The organism is Pseudomonas sp. WC2 (assembly GCF_050586545.1).
In the GTDB taxonomy this organism is placed as follows: domain Bacteria; phylum Pseudomonadota; class Gammaproteobacteria; order Pseudomonadales; family Pseudomonadaceae; genus Aquipseudomonas.
Genome location: NZ_JBOBDR010000025.1, coordinates 74,879 through 91,821 on the forward strand (window position 1 = coordinate 74,879; position 16,943 = coordinate 91,821).

At 60.7% G+C, this 16,943-nt stretch carries 11 protein-coding genes; 3 read left to right on the forward strand and 8 right to left on the reverse strand.

Features of this window, described 5'->3' with window-relative positions; all coding sequences use genetic code 11:
- The first annotated feature begins 99 nt into the window (after positions 1-99).
- Positions 100-981, forward strand: coding sequence for a LysR substrate-binding domain-containing protein (locus ACQ4OE_RS24600; protein WP_430948217.1), 882 nt, complete (start codon positions 100-102; stop codon positions 979-981).
- Between the two features lie 105 nt (positions 982-1,086).
- The gene (locus ACQ4OE_RS24605) at positions 1,087-1,437 is read left to right on the forward strand and encodes a cupin domain-containing protein (RefSeq protein ID WP_122589396.1); all 351 of its coding nucleotides are present in this window, start codon (positions 1,087-1,089) and stop codon (positions 1,435-1,437) included.
- 162 nt (positions 1,438-1,599) lie between these two features.
- Here the strand turns inward: ACQ4OE_RS24605 and mmsB are convergent, their stop codons facing one another.
- Positions 1,600-2,502, reverse strand: coding sequence for a 3-hydroxyisobutyrate dehydrogenase (gene mmsB, locus ACQ4OE_RS24610; RefSeq protein WP_430948209.1), 903 nt, complete (start codon positions 2,500-2,502; stop codon positions 1,600-1,602).
- 10 nt (positions 2,503-2,512) lie between these two features.
- Positions 2,513-4,039 (reverse strand): CoA-acylating methylmalonate-semialdehyde dehydrogenase, encoded by a 1,527-nt coding sequence (locus ACQ4OE_RS24615; protein WP_430948210.1) that lies wholly within the window; start codon positions 4,037-4,039, stop codon positions 2,513-2,515.
- 149 nt (positions 4,040-4,188) lie between these two features.
- Between ACQ4OE_RS24615 and ACQ4OE_RS24620 the strand changes: the two genes are divergently transcribed.
- Positions 4,189-5,136, forward strand: a complete 948-nt coding sequence (locus ACQ4OE_RS24620) for a LysR family transcriptional regulator (protein WP_122589391.1) — start codon at positions 4,189-4,191, stop codon at positions 5,134-5,136.
- Here the strand turns inward: ACQ4OE_RS24620 and ACQ4OE_RS24625 are convergent.
- The 6 genes from ACQ4OE_RS24625 to recC form a co-directional block, all read right to left on the reverse strand.
- Positions 5,133-5,627 (reverse strand): OmpA family protein, encoded by a 495-nt coding sequence (locus ACQ4OE_RS24625; RefSeq protein ID WP_430948211.1) that lies wholly within the window; start codon positions 5,625-5,627, stop codon positions 5,133-5,135. The genes ACQ4OE_RS24620 and ACQ4OE_RS24625 overlap by 4 nt on opposite strands.
- 4 nt (positions 5,628-5,631) lie before the next feature.
- The gene (locus ACQ4OE_RS24630; RefSeq protein ID WP_430948212.1) at positions 5,632-6,900 is read right to left on the reverse strand and encodes a diguanylate cyclase domain-containing protein; all 1,269 of its coding nucleotides are present in this window, start codon (positions 6,898-6,900) and stop codon (positions 5,632-5,634) included.
- Positions 6,897-7,472, reverse strand: coding sequence for a YfiR family protein (locus tag ACQ4OE_RS24635; protein WP_430948213.1), 576 nt, complete (start codon positions 7,470-7,472; stop codon positions 6,897-6,899). Before ACQ4OE_RS24635 ends, ACQ4OE_RS24630 begins: the two co-directional genes overlap by 4 nt.
- 119 nt (positions 7,473-7,591) lie before the next feature.
- Positions 7,592-9,700 carry an exodeoxyribonuclease V subunit alpha gene (recD, locus tag ACQ4OE_RS24640; protein WP_430948214.1) on the reverse strand — a complete coding sequence of 703 codons (2,109 nt, stop codon included), beginning with the start codon at positions 9,698-9,700 and terminating at the stop codon, positions 7,592-7,594.
- On the reverse strand, positions 9,697-13,386 hold the full coding sequence (recB, locus tag ACQ4OE_RS24645) for an exodeoxyribonuclease V subunit beta (protein ID WP_430948215.1): 3,690 nt from the start codon (positions 13,384-13,386) through the stop codon (positions 9,697-9,699). Before recB ends, recD begins: the two co-directional genes overlap by 4 nt.
- On the reverse strand, positions 13,383-16,835 hold the full coding sequence (gene recC, locus ACQ4OE_RS24650; protein WP_430948216.1) for an exodeoxyribonuclease V subunit gamma: 3,453 nt from the start codon (positions 16,833-16,835) through the stop codon (positions 13,383-13,385). The genes recB and recC overlap by 4 nt, the downstream gene beginning before the upstream one ends.
- Positions 16,836-16,943: the final 108 nt, after the last annotated feature.

The window sequence follows — 16,943 nt, forward strand, 5'->3', positions numbered from 1 at the left end:
TGAAAATCTGCCATATACTGAGGCTGCCTCTGCTTTTTTGAGAGGCTGATATTTACGTTGGGGCTGATGGCCCAGCCACCACAAACCCAAGGGCTAACCATGCACTTCGACCTCACCGACCTGCGCCTCTACCTGCACATTCTCGACACCGGCAACATCACCGCCGGCGCCGCGCGCAGCCATCTTTCGCTCGCCGCCGCCAGCGCCAGAATCCGTGCGATGGAAGCCTCGCTCGGCACCGATTTCCTCGAGCGCGGGCGCCGTGGCGTCACGCCCACACCCGCCGGCAAAGCCCTCGCCCACCACGCGCGCATCCTCCTGCAACAGGCCGAACGCATGCAGCAGGACCTCGCCGACTACGCCCAAGGCGTCAAAGGTCAGGTGCGACTGCTGTGCAACACCACAGCAATCACCGAATACCTGCCGGAAGTACTCGCGGACTTTCTGCGCGACCAGCCCAATCTCGACATCGATTTGCAGGAGCTGCCCAGCGCGCGCATCACCCACGCCTTGCGCGAGGGAGCGGCGGACCTCGGCATTGTCTCCGACGCGGTCGACACCCGTGACCTACAGACACAACCGTTCCGCGACGATCCCTTGGTGCTGATTCTGCCCATCGATCACCCGCTGTCTGACGCCGCCGACGTCAGTTTCAGCGACGCGTTGCACCACGACTTTGTAGGACTCAGCATCGACAGTGCCTTGGCGATTTATCTGGAAGAACAGGCCCTGCACAGCGGCACGAGGATGCAGGTGCGGATTCGCGCCGACGGTTTCGATGGCGTGATGCGCATGGTCGGCAGAGGTGCCGGGCTGGCCGTTGTACCGCTGGCCGCCATCGAACGTGCATCGCCGCAAAACATCAAAAGCGTGCCCCTCAACGAACCGTGGGCCCGCCGCACCTTGATGCTGTGCGCCAAGGATTTCGCTCATTTGCCGAGTTACGCCAAAGCCCTGTTGCACGCCTTGACTCTCCCCTAAGGGGCAGAGCGCGCGTTTCTGAGCAGATCGATGTCGACCCCAGACAACTGAGCACTGACCGAGCGCTATAGGGTGCGACTTCAATTCCTTCTGCCCGGAGCTCACATGACCGCGACCGCCCCTATCACCGTTCTGCGCGACACCCATCCGCTGCCGGTACTCGACGCCTGCAAATGGGAGAAACTCGAGGGCGACCCGCACACCGTCAACCTCAACGCCTACACCAGCGAAGACGGCAGCAAGATCATGGGCACGTGGATTTGCACGCCGGGCAAGTGGCGCGTTGAATACGTGAAGTGGGAATACTGCCACTTCCAGGAAGGCTACTGCGTGATCACCCCGGACGGCATGGCGCCGATCCATCTGCGCGCAGGCGACATTTTTGTGGTTGAGCCGGGCATGAAAGGCACGTGGGAAGTGGTCGAAACCGTGCGCAAATATTTCGTGTTCGCCTGATGCAAAAAAGCCGGGAGATCACCCGACGTGATTCCCGGCAAAAAATTTCCAACACACGCATTTTCCCTGTGGGAGCGAGCCTGCTCGCGAAAGCGGACGGTCAGTCACTTCCTTGTTGAAGCGAGCGCCGTCATCGCGAGCAGGCTCGCTCCCACAGTTTGTTTAGCGCTGACCTTCTATTGCAGGCTTGCGATAGCTGTTGATGATCGCCGAGAAATCTTTCCCGCCGTCCCCACGCTGACTCATCGCCTGATACAACTGCTGCGCCACCGCGCCGAGCACCACCGGTTGATGGGCCTGACGCGCCGCTTCTGTCGCCAAACCGAGATCCTTGAGCATCAGTTCCGCACCGAAGCCACCGGTGTAACCGCGCGACGCCGGCGCCGTTTCGACAATGCCCGGCCACGGGTTGTACATCTCCGAACTCCAGCAACGACCGGTCGAACTGTTGATGATCCCGGCCAGCACGGACGTGTCGATGCCCAATGCATCGCCCAGCGCCATCGCCTCGCTGACGCCGACCATCGAAATCGCCAACAACAGATTGTTGCAAATCTTGGCGATCTGCCCGGTGCCGACTTCACCGCAATGGACAATGTTGCGGCCCATCTGCGCCAGCACCGGTTGCAGGGTGGCGAACAGTTCCGGGGTGGCGCCGACCATGAAGGTCAGGGTGCCAGCGGTCGCACCGCCCGTGCCGCCAGAGACCGGTGCATCCGCCATGGCCACGCCTTGTTTGGCCGCAGCGGCAGCGACATCGCGAGCGGTCTGCGGATCTATCGTGCTGCAATCCACCGCCGGCACGCCTTTGCCGATACCAGCGAGCACACCGTCCTCGCCGAGCCAGACACTGCGCACATGCACAGCCGCCGGCAGCATGGTGATCACCAGATCGGCATCCTCGGCCGCCTCACGCGCCGAAGCGCGAATGCTGCCGCCCAGTTGCTCCAGTTCCGCCAGCACGGTTTTGTTCAGGTCGACCAGGTTCAGCGAATGGCCGGCCTTGATCAGGTTGCGCGCCATCGGCGCGCCCATGTTGCCCAGACCGATAAATGCGATTTTCATGGTCGATTCCTCAGCGCAGGTTGATGGTGGTGTTCACGCCGTCGTTGACGCTGTCGTCATCGAACCAGCGCGCCGTGACCGTTTTGGTCTGCGTGTAGAACTGCACCACTTGCTTGCCGTACGGGCCGAGGTCGCCGAGTTTCGAACCGCGCGAACCGGTGAAGCTGAAGAACGGCACCGGCACTGGAATCGGGATGTTGATGCCGACCTGACCGACGTCGATTTCAGTCTGGAATTTACGCGCCGCTGCACCGCTCTGGGTGAACAGGCCGGTGCCGTTACCGAATGGGTTGGCGTTGACCAGCTCAATCGCCTGATCAAGGGTATCGACTTCCAGCACCACCAGCACCGGGCCGAAGATTTCCTGGGTGTAGATCTGCATGTCGGTGGTCACGCCCGAGAACAGGGTCGGGCCGACAAAGTTGCCCTGCTCGTAACCCGGAACCTTGATGTCGCGACCGTCCAGTTCGAGCTTGGCGCCTTCCTTGATGCCGCTTTCGATCAGATCGAGAATCCGCGCCTTGGCTTTTTTCGAGATCACTGGGCCAACATCGGTGCCCGGCTCGTTGCCGGCGTTGACGGTGAGTTTCTGCGCAAGTGCTTTTAGATCGGGCAGCCATTGTTTTGCCGCACCGACCAGCACCACCACCGAGGTGGCCATGCAACGTTGCCCGGCCGCACCGAAACCGGCACCGACCAAGGCATTCAGCGCTTGCTCGCGGTTGGCATCCGCCAGCACCACGGCGTGGTTCTTCGCGCCCATCATCGACTGCACACGTTTACCGTGTTTGCCGGCCAAGTCGTAAACGTGAGTACCGACAGCGGTCGAACCGACGAAAGACACCGCTTTGATGTCCTTGTGCGTGCACAGGCCATCCACCACATCTTTGCCACCGTGAACCACGTTCAACACGCCCGCCGGAACGCCGGCCTCGATCGCCAACTCGACCAAAAGCATGGTCGACAACGGATCCTGTTCCGAAGGCTTCAAGACGAAGGTATTGCCGCAAGCAATGGCCATCGGGAACATCCACAGCGGAATCATCGCCGGGAAGTTGAACGGCGTGATGCCGGCGCACACACCGATTGGCTGGCGCAGGGTGTAAGTATCAACGCCGCCGGCGACGTTCTCGGCGAACTCGCCCATTTGCAGAGTGCCGATCGAGCAGGCGTGCTCAACCACTTCCAGGCCACGAAAAATATCGCCCTCGGCGTCGGCAATGGTTTTGCCCTGTTCGGCGCTGAGCACCACGGCGATGCGCTTGGAGTGTTCGCGGATCAGCGCCTGCAGCTTGAGCATGATGCGCATGCGCGCGCCAATCGGCGTCAGTTTCCAGGTCTGGAAGGCCTGCTGAGCGGCGCTGACGGCGGCATCGACTTCAGCGGCGGTGGCGAACGGGACTTTGGCCAATACCTGCTGGGTTGCCGGGTTGACGATATCGTGCCACTCGGTGGTCTGCGACTCGACCCACTCGCCGTTGATCAGCAGCTTGACCTTCTGGACCGTGGTTTCGTTGGGCGTAAGCGATGCGTTCATGCTGGTCTCCGAAACTTGTTTTTATCGTAGGAGCCAAGGCGAAGGGTTCGCCTTGAGATGAGGCGTGTGTCACGAATTGGTTGTCGGACTGTTTTTGGAGTATAGATGTGCAAACTTCTAATAAGAACGCACATATAAGCCCGTCCATCATGCAAAAAAACATCACCTCTTTAGGCTCGCTGAACTGGGACGACCTCAAGTTTTTCCTCGAAGTCGCCCGCACCCGCAAGGCCAGCACCGCCGCCAAACGGCTGGCGGTCGACTACACCACGGTGTCGCGGCGGATCAGTTCGCTGGAAGCTGCGCTCGGCACCTTGCTGTTTGAAAAGTCGCGCACCAGCGGCTTTGTCCTGACCACCGAAGGCCAGCGTTTGCTCGGTTATGCCGAGTCGATTGAAAGCACATTGCACATGGCCTGCGAGCAGGTGTCAGGTTCCGGCGTGGCGCTGTCCGGGCACGTGCGCATGGGCTGCACCGAAGGCTTCGGCAGTTTTTTCATCACCCCGCAATTGAGTCATTTCGTCGACGCCTACCCGGCGATCTCGGTGGATATCCTGCCGCTGCCGCACTTCATCAGCCTGTCCAAGCGCGAGGCCGACATCGTCATTGCGCTGGAGCGGCCGGAGCATGGGCCGTACGTCTGCTGCAAGCTTTGCGACTACCGCTTGCAGCTCTACGCGACCCAGGACTACCTCGACAAACACCCACCGATCCGCCGCCCGGCAGACTTGGGCAAGCATCAATTCATCAGTTATGTGGATGACCTGGCGTTCAGCTCGGAGCTGCTCTATCTGGCGAACGTGCTGCCGGGCGCCAGCGCCAACTTGCGCAGCACCAGCGTGATCGCGCAATTCGTCGCGGCCCAGCAAGGGCGCTCGCTGGCGATTCTGCCATGCTTCCTCGCCGCGCAGGATCCGCGTTTGCTGCCGGTGCTGCCGGAGGAAATCGACATTACCCGGCAGTTCTGGATGTACTGCCGGGAGGACCTGCGCAAGTTGAAGCGGATCACCCTGTTGTGGGATTACATCCGCGAGGTGACCGAGCGCAATCAGGGTCTGTTGATGGGGGAAACCGGCGAAATGAAGTTCGCCGATTAGTCGTTGCTGACCACGATCGCCACGCGGCGGTTCTCGGTGCGACCCGCCGCCGTATCGTTGGATGCCACTGGCTCTTTGCTGCCAAGGCCTTGCAGCTGAATGTTTTCCTGCTTCATGCCGATCGTACCCAGCACGGCGGCGACACTTTTGGCGCGGCGCAGCGACAGTTGCTGGTTGTAGGTTTCCTTGCCCGACGCGTCGGTGTGGCCATCGACCCGCACGCGCTCGATGCCGACGCCCAGCAACGCTTTACCGATGCGCTCGACGATCTCGGTACTTTCCGGGTTCAGGCTTTCGACGTCGCTGCCGAACAGCACTTTGCCGGACAGGCCAAACTCCCAGCCTTCATCGGTCAGCTCGAAACCTTGCTGTTTGAGCACCGCGACCTGCGCCGGGGTCAGGCCTTTTTGCGGCGCAGTCTGGCAACCGGTCAATGTCAGTGCAGCCATCAACAGCAGCGCGGAAAACAGTCGGATTGGAAGTGAGAACACGGAATTAGCTCCTGGTTTGAACGGGTTCGACCGGGTGCTCCGCCCCAGCCGTGAATTGGGCGCCACGCGACAGGCGCTTGGCCTGATACATCGCCGCGTCGGCGGCATTGAGCAGGCTCCCGGGGGTGGCGCCATGATCCGGAAAAACCGCGATGCCGATACTGAGCGAGGTCACGACACTGGTGTCGCCCGGCAGCGCAATGGGCATGTCCATGCTGTCGAGAATCTTCTCGGCAATGCGTTCGGCGTCATCAATTTCGTGCAAGGGCGTGAGCAATATGGCGAACTCGTCACCGCCCAGACGGGCCACCAGATCGTCTTCCCGCAACTGCGCGCGTATCCGATTGGCAATGGCTACCAACACCGCATCACCGGCGGCATGCCCGAAGTTGTCGTTGATGCCCTTGAAGCGGTCACTGTCGAGAAACAGCACGGCAACGCGCTCATTGAGTTTGCCGGCATTGCGCAAAGCGCGGATCAAGCGCCCCTCGAAAAACGCGCGGTTCGGTAAACCGGTGAGGCTGTCGTGGCTGGCCAGATGCGCGAGGGTTTCGTTTTCACTTTGCAGGTGGTTCTGCCAGGACTCGAGTTCATCGAGCAAGGCATTGAAGTCATTGCCGAGGTTATCGAGTTCGGCAATCTGCGCGGGCGGCACGCGGCGATCCAGTGCGCGCTCGCTGCGCGCGGCGTGGGCCACGGTCGCGAGGCTGCGCAGCGGGCCGATGATTTCGCGTAGCTGACGACGCGCCAGGTAGATCGCCACCCAGGCACTGATGGCCGTGCAGAGCAGAATCCCGGCGAGACCGCTGAGCAGAAAACGCATCAGACTGCCGCCATGACCAGTGAGCAGAATACGGCCGATCTCACGATCCTGATGCACGATCGGCAAGCTGATCGGTTTCTCCAGAAGGGCGCGGGTGATCTGCATCTCCAGTTCAGAGAACAAGCCGTTTTCCGCGCGTTGCCAGCGTGCGAGCACTCGACCTTGGGCATCCAGCACCTGCGCATCCGCCACTTCTTCAGTGGACGCAATCAGCGCCAGCGCTTCGGTGGCGGCGCTTTTATCGTTGAACACCACCGCTGCTTCCACGGTGTAGCTGATCGAACGGGCAATCAGGTGCAGGTTGTGGTCGGCGTATACGCGCAGTGCCAGAACCCCAAGCAGGGTCAGCGAGACACTGGCCATCGCCACCGCCATCAGCGCGACGGTCAAATGCCCACGGCCAAGCACCGAGCCCAGGGTTGGGCGGCTATTCGATCTGGACAGTCTCATGGTGCCGCCGGTTTGCGACGGGACAACTGCAGCACGCTTGGATGAATGCGTACGCCGCTGCGGGCAACGGAATCGAGATTGACCTCAAAGGACACCTGTTCGTCACCGACGCGCAGGCAGAACAGACTGCCCACGGTGCACTGATCGCCGCCTTCGCTGATGCTCAGCACCGGGTGACCAATCAAGGATGCGAAGAGACGGCTGCGCTCATCTGCGGTGAGTTTGCCGATGTACACCGCGTCGCATTCGTTGACGATCGCCGGGTTGTCGGCCAGCAGTCGACGGACGATGACTGGTCGGCCAGTGGCCTGTGTGGTGCCTTTGACCAGATCATCGGTGTATTCGGTAGGGCCGACGATGCACAAGCGCAGTTGCGCAGGTTCCACCGGCCAACGGGCGTAACTGAGGATGCCGAGAACCACTTGCGTGACAGACTGCGCACGATGCTCTGCCATGCCCGGCGGCGTCTGCGCTTGCACGACGGACGCGCCCGTCAACAGCCAGAGCAGACCGACCAGCCACGCGAGCTTGCAGCCAACGACGCGCTCTGTCGCCCAGACAGACACCTTCATGCGGGGATTCTCTTGGATCGTAGCGAAATGATGCCGCAACGATAGCACAGCGGTGGAACGCCAGCGAGACAGCGGCGCCTGACTGTTTGGTCAGTAATCGCCGCCCATCCTCAGGATTTTCACGGGCGAGGCTCGCTACCCTCCTCCAGTTCCAGCATCAGTCCGCTGAGACGCTTGACCTTGCGCTGGACGGCCTCCTCAAACACCCCGGCGCGCGGCTCGATCAGCGTGAACCAGTGCTTGGCGCGGGTGATTCCGGTGTAGATCAGCTCTTTGGTCAGCACCGGGTTCAATGCATCCGGCAGGATCAGCGCGGTGTGGGCGAACTCCGAACCCTGCGACTTGTGCACCGTCATCGCGTAGACGGTTTCAACGTCGTTAAGTCGACTCGGCAAGACGAAGCGCACGCCACCCTGACCATCGTTGCGCGGAAAGGCTACGCGCAGCACCGATTTGCCAGCATCAGGTCCTTCGCGCTCGGGCAGCTTCAGCGCGATGCCGATGTCGCCGTTCATCAAGCCCAGACCATAATCGTTGCGGGTCATCAGCACGGGGCGGCCTTCGTACCATTGCTGGTCGCTGTCGATAAGGCGAGCCTTGAGCAATGCGCTGGTGATGCGCTGGTTCAGACCTTCAACACCCCAAGGTCCTTTGCGCACGGCACATAACAGTTGAAAGGTATCGAATGCCTGCAAGACTTCGCGTGCCCAGTCGGTCCAGTCTGGATGCTCGAGCGGCCTTGTGGCGGACGGGCGCTTGTCGCGCAAAACGCTCAAATAATGCCGATAGCCTTGCGGGCCGTCGCCGTGACCTTCGAGCAGCAGACGCTCAAGTTTGTGGTCGTGCTCGCCCTTGAGTGGCAGTGAAAACACATCGTCGTAGTGCCCGGCGGCCAGTAGCTGGCGCGCCTCGTCCGGCAACTGCTGATTGACGCGTCGCGCGAGCTGACCAATGCCGCTGCCTTCACCGAAGCGCCGCGAATGACGCAACATCACCACTTGCTGGGCCAGTGGATGGGAGCCGTCGATGTCTTCCTGCAAACCGCTGTCCTGCAGGGTTTCCCCACTGACCGATTCGAGCCATCGGCGGGTTTGCGGGCTGTACCAACCTTGTTCCGCGTCACGGCACAGGTCACCCAGTACCGCGCCGGCTTCCACGGACGCCAGTTGGTCCTTGTCGCCCAGCAGCACCAGACGCGCGTGGGCCGGCAGCGCGTCGAGCAGGCTGGCCATCATTTCCAGGTCGATCATCGACGCTTCGTCGACTACCAGTACATCCAGCGGCAAGCGGTTGCCGGCATGGTGGCGGAAGTGTCGCGTGCCTGGGCGGCTGCCGAGCAAACGGTGCACGGTGGTCACGTCGCAGGGGATTTTCGCCCGCACGTCTTCGGCGACTTCCAGCGATTGCACTTGCTGACTGATCGACTCGGTCAAGCGTGCCGCGGCTTTGCCCGTCGGCGCGGCAAGGCGAATCCGCAAGGGGTGACCGGCCTCCACTGCCGGCGCTTGCAGCAGCGCGAGCAAGCGCACCACCGTCGTCGTTTTGCCGGTGCCTGGGCCGCCAGTGACAATGCTAAAAGCACTGCGGGTGGCGAGGGCGCAGGCGAGCTTTTGCCAGTCGATAACCTCAGCGGAACTCGCTGATCCGAACAATTCATTCAGCCGCTGCGGCAGATCTTCCGGCGTCGCTTCGGTGTGTTCGAGGCGTTGACGCAATGCGGTGTCGATGCGTCTTTCGTAAGCCCAGTAACGGCGCAGGTACAGGCGCTTCCCGGAAAGGACCAGCGGACGCTGCTGCGCCGCCTCACGGTCATCGACCGCCAGCGCGACCAGACCACTGCCCGCCAACGCCTTGCACCAATGCACGCCATCAAGCGCTTCCAGCAATTGCGAAGGCAGCAGCAAAACGCCTCCTTGCACGTCGCCTTCGGGTGGCAACGACAGGGCAAAGTCCGGGGCCTTGAGCGTTTCGAACAGATCCAGACAGACGTGGCCGTGGCCCAATTGATGGCTGGTCAGTGCGGCGGCGAGCAGTACCAAGGGATCGGTGTCAGGCTCGAGTTCGTAGAGAAAGGCTACGAAGGCTTTGTCCAGTGCACGCAGCCAGCCGCGCTCGACCCAGCGGGTGAGCAACAGCAGCAAATCGTCAGCGCTGGTGAGGGGCGACAGTCTCGACAGACTGTCCGCTGCCAACGGGGTCGGCAGCAGATCAGCGAAGGTGCGGCTCATAGCAAGACTCCCTGTTCCCATGCGGGTTCGGCTTTGGGTTCGGGTTTGCCCTGGAACATTCGGTCCAGACGCTCGATCAACTCGCGCGGCGGACGGGCGAAGTAAACCCCGCGACTGTCGGCCCGCGTGCCCCGCAGAAACAGATACAGCGCGCCACCGACATGCCGGTCGTAATCGTAGTCGGGCAACCGCGCCTTGAGCTGGCGATGCAACGCCAGCAGATACAGCACATATTGCAGGTCGTAGCGGTTATCGAGGATCGATTGTTCCATGGCCTGCTCGGTGTAGGCCAGATCATCCACACCCAGCCAGTTGGACTTGTAGTCGGCCACGTAGTATCGACCATTGTGCTCAAAGGTCAGGTCGATGAAGCCTTTGAACATGCCGTTGAGTTGCACCGGTTCTGCCCCCACTCGGGCCACGCCATTGTGGGTGTGCTGACGCACCAGCTCGTCCAGTTTGAGCACGTCGACTTTATGGCTGGCGAACCAGAATTCCATCTCGACGCGGTACTGCTTGAGTTGCTCGAGAATCACTGGCGGCTGCCCGCTCGCAATCGGCAATGGCGATTTGAGCAGATGCTGCAGCCAGTCACTGAGGGTGACGATCCAGCCTTCCCAACCGCGCAGATTGCAGCGACGGCCAATCGCATCCTCAAGCATCTCGCGAGATACGGCGAAACCGTCATCACCCGCCCACTCGAGCAGACCATGGAGAAATGTTCCGGGATTCGGGCCACGGGGGAAACGATGGATATCGGCGCCGCCGGAAATGATTTCGCGCGGCGCATCCGGGTCGAGGCGTTCGTCATCGAACAGCTTCTGTGCTTGGGGACTGTCCGGTGCTTCATCACTGCCGACACTCAGCACATCACTGATACGCAGTGCGCTATAGGACGCGATCCACCAGTTTTCGCTGGCCTTGCGCTTAGGCAATAGCGTGGCACTGAGCACGGCCTCGTTGCGCGGCGGCTGATAGTGTTCGGCGGTGGGCGGCGGCATATCGGCGATGCTGATCGCCGCGCAGTTCTGTTGCAGGTCTTCCAGCCAACGGTTGAGCCCGGTGGATTCGCCCAGAACAGCGCCACCGCCCAGCAAGTAACCCAATGCAGAAAGATGCAGCACCGAGCTGTTGTTATTGCCGCGCTTGAGGTCTGTGACGCCCAACCAGCAGGCATGTTGCGCGCGGGTCAGGGCGACATAGAGCAAACGCAGATCTTCGGCGAGACGCTCTTCATCCGCCTGCGCGATCAACTCGGCGGTTGGCTTGAGACTGACTTGAGCCTTTCCCGCCGCGTCGTGGTAATGCAGCGGCAACCGGCTACCGTCCACTGGCTTAGCCGAGCAAATGAACGGCAGGAATACCAGTGGATACTCAAGGCCTTTGGACTTGTGGATAGTCACCACTTTGACCAGTTGCTCATCGCTTTCCAGACGCAGGATCTGTTCTTCACCCGCCTGGCCCGACAATGCCAAAAGCTCGGCCAGATGGCGGATCAGCGCCTGCTCACCATCCAGTTCTGCGGCGGCTTGCTGCATCAGCTCCGACAGGTGCAAAAGGTTGGTCAGCACCCGCTCGCCATCGCTGCGCATCATCAAGGTTTGCGGCAAATGGAAGTCGTGCAGGAGGCGCCGCAACATGGGCAGCACGCCTTGCTTGCGCCAGAGTTCGCGATAGCCTCGGAACTGCATGACGCGGGTTTCCCAGACCAGCTCGTCCTGATTCAGCCGTTCCAGCTCAACCAGTGGCAGATTCAGGGTGATGCAGGCCAGTGCGGCTTTCAGTGAACGCTCTACGTCCGGTTCAGCGCAGGCCTTGAGCCAGGACAACAGGTCGTGAGCCTCCTGTGCCGCGAACACCGAATCCTTATCCGACAGATAGACGCTGCGCACTCCCCGAGCGGCGAGTTCACCACGCACAGCCTGAGCCTCTTTACCGTCGCGCACGAGGATGGCGATGTCTGAGGGGCGCAGGCCTCTGAACTCTTTTTCTTCCTGTGTGAATCCTGCGCTGCCGCTTTGTCCGCCATTGAGCAGCGCAGTAATTTCGCTGGCGCAGGCCGCTGCCAATTGCTGCCGATAGACCGCGCCCGACAATGGCTGATCGCTGGGCAGCAGCCAGACGTTCAGGGCCGCAACGTCCTGCCGGCTAATCTGCAGTTTTTCCTTGCGCCCCTGAGACTCTACGGACTGGAACGGCACCGGGTTTTCGCCGTTTTTCTCCCGAAACAAAAACGCGCCGCGCCCCTGCTCTCGGGACTCGGCGCGTGCGAATACATGGTTGACCGCGTTGACCATGCCATGGCTGGAGCGGAAGTTGGTGCCCAGCGTGTGCAGGCGACCGGTGGTGGCCTGACGTGCACGCAAATAGGTGTAGATGTCCGCACCGCGAAACGCGTAGATCGCCTGCTTGGGATCACCGATCAGAAACAGCCCGGTGTCAGGGCTGTTGTCCTCAATGCGATAGATACTTTCGAAGATCCGGTACTGCACCGGGTCGGTGTCCTGGAACTCGTCAATCAGTGCGACCGGAAATTGCTCGCGGATCAACGTCGCCAGTCGCTCGCCACCTTCGGACTGTAACGCAGCATCGAGGCGCAGGAGCATGTCGTCGAAACCCATTTCGGCACGGCGACGCTTCTCTTCTTCAAACCGCGCACCGACCCACTTGGCCGCGTGTTGCAGGACAGCGGCGTCGGGTGTGGGCAATGTATCGAGACTGGATTTGAGCCCGGCCATGGCGTCGAGGCCGGGATGACTCGGTGCCTGACCTTTCCAGGCCTCAGCCATACCGTCAGGGGTCAATCGGCTAAAACCGGTGCCGATGTCCAGTTGCTCCATGGCTTCGTCTTCGGCCCATGTCTTGAGCTTCTCGAACCACGGTTCAAAATAACGCGCCTGCATCTTGCGACCATCGACGGCCTTGCTGGCAACGCCTTGATGACAGATGGCGAGCAACTCGTCTGCCCACTGGCGCCAAGGCATTTTCAGTTCGATCAATGCTGCGCGGCGCTCTTGCAAGCACGCCTCAATGAGCTCGGCGGGCGCTTGCCCCTCAGCGCTGTCGCGCTCACTGGCGAACAATCCGCGCACGCGCGGCAACAATGCCGCAGGACCGCCCCAGTTGCTGCGAACCCAATTGAGCGCGTCACCCTGCATCGGATAACAGAACAGCCGCCAGTAATCGCGCAACACTTCGCCGAGCAGATCGCTGTGATCGGTCTCCAGTGACTGAGTGAATAAACTTCCGCTGTCGAACGCATGCTCGCGCAGCATGCGCTGACACCAACTGTGAATGGTCGAGACGGCGGCTTCGTCCATCCATTGCGCGGCGATATCGAGACGATTGGCGCAACCGGGCCATTGCACAGGTTCGAATTGGTCGCGCAGTTCGGCGATCAACCCGTCCGGTGCCGGCGTCTCGTCACGGAAAAAACGTGCCGCCTCGGCCAGTCGTGTGCGGATCCGCTCGCGCAGTTCTTTGGTCGCGGCATCGGTGAACGTCACGACGAGGATTTGCGGCGGCAACAGTTCACGACCAAAGCTGTTGGCTTCGCCTCCGTGGCCCAGGATCAGGCGCAGATAAAGCGCAGAAATAGTGAAGGTCTTGCCGGTACCGGCACTGGCTTCGATCAACTGGCTGCCGCGCAGGGGGAACGCCAGCGCCAAGGGTGTCTTCGTACTCATGCGCGTGCCCCTTCGCTGGACAATGAACGCCAAGGGGCTTCAAGCAATGGGCGGTATAAGGCGTCGCACCATCCGGAGAATGTTTCGTCGGCAAGCAATGCATCGAAGTCGGCAAATTGTCGCGACAACGCCGGGCTCTCGCGGCGCTCGCCGTCGCTGGTCTGACCGTCACCTTCATAGGCTTTGCGGGCGGCCGCTTCGGCCTTGACCGGGTCGGTTTGCGACAGCCAGGCAAAAGCGGTTTTCACGGCGATCGGTAATGGCTGGCGCATGCCAGCCTGCCAAGCCAGAAGCAGATCGCCAAGGAACCGCAGTGCGCGATCTTGCTCCATCGGCTCAAGCAGCAATGTGTCGTCGCTGGCGACCAGTGCCGTGGTCAATGACAACCCGCTGGCACAGGCGACCAAATGATTGACCCATGGTTTGGTCAGTCGATGCCACTTACGACTTTTGATCGAGCCGATACTGTTGGGAATCGTCGTGACCGACAACACACCACCATCGCTGCGCTGATGCAGACTTGAGAGCCAGCCTTCAAGGCGCAACTCCTGCAAGTCGAGACTGATCGGGATGGCACTGGTCAGTGGTGTCGGCCATAACGCCAGTAGCTGTTGATAACGCTGCAGCAGGTCCGGCAGCGGCTCGATCAGTTCCCGCTGCAAGCATTCGCCGAAGCCGGCCATTGGCAACAGCCCGCTGTTTTGCAGACGCCGGGCCTGAATTTCAAGTGCTTTATCGACATTGTCCGGTTGCCGCAGCGCTGCTTCGAGCAGACTGTCGCTCAACGTATAACGCTGCAACGCGTCGAGCACAAAGGGCTCCTCATCGGCCAACGGTGCTTCGGCAGCCTCGAAATACACCTTGAGTCGCTGCGTGAAGAAGTGCCTTACCGGGTTGCGCAGGAAATCCTGCAGCAGCGCGAGGCTCAGCGGCTCCTCCTGAATAAAGGGAGAGAGTAACTCCGCGTTATGTTGAGGCGAATGCTGTTGGTGCAGTACCTGCCATTCGCTGGCGTAGCTGAACAGTTGATAGCCTTCGTGGAAATAGCGTGCACTGAAAGGCTGCAGCGGATGCTCTTCGGTCATGGCGTCCAACAAATCCTGACCTTCGTCGAGCAACCGCCAGCCGCTGGCGAGGTGATCGCGCAACTGGCCGATCAGCACCGACGCTGGGCGCTCGCTGTTGTCGCGAATGCTGCGACCGACCCAGCTGACGTAGAGCTGATTGCGCGCGGACAGCAGTGCTTCGAGCAACAGATAACGGTCATCTTCCCGTCGGGAACGATCACCCGGGCGGTAGTCGCTGCCCATCAGATCGAAGTCCAATGGCGGCTGCGCGCGCGGGTAATCACCGTCATTCATGCCGAGCAAACACACCAGTTTGAAGGGGATGGCGCGCATCGGCATCAGCGTGCAGAAATTTACTGCCCCAGCCAGAAAGCGTTGCGACAAACGCCCCTGATCCAGCCCGGCGAGCCAGGCTTCACGCACGACCGTCAACGGCAGCTCATCGACCAGCGCCACTGCATCACAGGTCTCCAGCCAGGTTTCGCGAAGCTCTTCGAGTTGGGTCAGCAAGTAATCGTCGTGTTCATTGCTGGCTTTGAAGAACAGTTGCATGAGTGCTTGCAGTCGCTGGCCCCACTCTTTGGGTTGGGCGGGTTGCGTAAGCTCTTGGTGCGCGAGTTCCAGCGCATCAAGCAAAGCCACCAGCGGTCCAATCAGTGCGGCGTCCAAACCGCCGATTTCATCATAGGGCTCGATCCCTGCGTGGGCACTCGCACTGCCGACGGCGTAACCCAGCAACATTCGGCGCAGACCAAAATGCCAGCTGTTCTGCTCCAGCTGATCAGGTAAACCAAGTCCTGCGCGTTGCTCGGCGCTCATGCCCCAACGGACACCGGCGCCTTCGATCCAACGGTGCAGCGTCGGCAAGTCGCGTTCTTCGACGCCGAAGCGCGCACGCAGAGCGGGAACGTCGAGCAGGTCGAGGATTTCACTGACGGGAAAACGGCTGTCCGGCAGTTTGAGCAGGTGTTCGACAGCGATCAGCAGCGGATCGCGACCACGCTGGCCCTGATCCGCCAGTGTGAAGGGAATGAAACGCGGATCGTGCCGTTCGAGTTGACCAAACACCGCACGGATGTGTGGTGCATAACTGTCGATGTCCGGCACCATCACGATGACATCGCGAGGACGCAAATTCGGGTTGGCGCTGAAGCGGTCCAAGAGCTGGTCGTGGAGGATCTCGACTTCGCGCTGAGCGCTGTGGGCAATGTGAAAACGGATCGAATTGTCTTTTGTCAGATCAAAAGCGGGCCAGTGCTCACGCGTTTCGTTGAGCGCGCGTAGCTCAAGGATATCGTCCTGAAGTTGATTGAGCAGATTCTGCGGCTGAGTTTCGCTGAACAGATCGATGCGACCATCTCGAAACGCTGAGCGATAGCTGTTGGGATCGTCGTAACTGTCGAGCAGGTTGATGTAGTCACGGCCTTGCTTACCCCATGCAGCCAATAGCGGGTGGGCATGTTGGTGCAATATCTCCGGGTCCAGGACAACAGGCATTCCGCTCTTGCGCGATTGTCGCTTGTACTGGTGCCGTAGCAAGTCCTTGTCGGCCACGATATCCGCCCAGTGATGACGGCATGGGTTGTGTACGCAGAGCAAAACCTGGCTGAAACGCGCGAGCCCGGCCAACGCTTCCAGGACTTGCGCTGGCAATGAGGAAATCCCGAAAACGATCACTCGCGAGGGAAGGCCCGCCGGGGCTTCAGTGAGGTTGTTGATCCGCTCAATGAAGCGCTGGTGAACACCGGCGCGACTCTGCGCCATGCCTTGTTCACCGACGTCATTCAACAGTGCACGCCACAATTCGGCTTGCCAGCAACTGGTGGCTGGCAGAGGTTTTACTTCGCCTCTGACATTGCGCAACTGGTGGCGCCCTTCAGCCCAATCCTCAAGCCAGTCAGCCCGATACACCTGATATTGGTCGAAGAGATCCGCCAGGCGTTCGGAGAGTTGGTAGCGTTTGCGCAAGTCCGTGTCGTGGGTGAGGAATCGTTGCAGCGGCTCGAAATGCGCGCGTTCGATAACCTGGGGGAGCAGCCGCATGAGGCGCCAGGTGAGCGGGGCTTTATCGAGCAAAGATTTGGCCGGAATTTCTTCTCGACCCAGAACCATTCGGTAGAGCTGCCACATAAAGCTGCCGGGCAGTTGCACATCAATCGCCGCAGCAATACCGCAGCCACCAAGATCGTCTTCCTCAGGGTCTTCCGCCAAAGCCAGCTTGAGCCATTGGGCGATGCCATTGCTTTGGACCAACGCAATTTCGTTTTCCAGGGGCGCCAGTGGATAGCGCCGCATGATGCTGATCACAAGGCTGCGCAGTTCGTCCAGGCTGTTGCTCTGGACCACCATGAATGCAGCGTTGAGGGACTGGGCGTCCGGCATAAGGGCTTCCTTGGAAAAGTACAAAAGCTAGGGCAGAACCTTAGCATTGTCGGCAGATTGTGACAGCCGGACGACGTCAACGCGTGCTGTAAGAACTTTCCTGCAGGC

What these genes read in the sequence shown, in the direction of transcription:
- ACQ4OE_RS24615 (WP_430948210.1), bottom strand. Translation starts at nt 4,039, where the DNA reads ATGAACGCATCGCTTACGCCCAACGAAACCACGGTCCAGAAGGTCAAG.
- recD (WP_430948214.1), bottom strand. Translation starts at nt 9,700, where the DNA reads ATGAGCCGCACCTTCGCTGATCTGCTGCCGACCCCGTTGGCAGCGGAC.
- mmsB (WP_430948209.1), bottom strand. Translation starts at nt 2,502, where the DNA reads ATGAAAATCGCATTTATCGGTCTGGGCAACATGGGCGCGCCGATGGCG.
- ACQ4OE_RS24620 (WP_122589391.1), top strand. Translation starts at nt 4,189, where the DNA reads ATGCAAAAAAACATCACCTCTTTAGGCTCGCTGAACTGGGACGACCTC.
- ACQ4OE_RS24635 (WP_430948213.1), bottom strand. Translation starts at nt 7,472, where the DNA reads ATGAAGGTGTCTGTCTGGGCGACAGAGCGCGTCGTTGGCTGCAAGCTC.
- recC (WP_430948216.1), bottom strand. Translation starts at nt 16,835, where the DNA reads ATGCCGGACGCCCAGTCCCTCAACGCTGCATTCATGGTGGTCCAGAGC.
- ACQ4OE_RS24630 (WP_430948212.1), bottom strand. Translation starts at nt 6,900, where the DNA reads ATGAGACTGTCCAGATCGAATAGCCGCCCAACCCTGGGCTCGGTGCTT.
- ACQ4OE_RS24600 (WP_430948217.1), top strand. Translation starts at nt 100, where the DNA reads ATGCACTTCGACCTCACCGACCTGCGCCTCTACCTGCACATTCTCGAC.
- ACQ4OE_RS24605 (WP_122589396.1), top strand. Translation starts at nt 1,087, where the DNA reads ATGACCGCGACCGCCCCTATCACCGTTCTGCGCGACACCCATCCGCTG.
- recB (WP_430948215.1), bottom strand. Translation starts at nt 13,386, where the DNA reads ATGAGTACGAAGACACCCTTGGCGCTGGCGTTCCCCCTGCGCGGCAGC.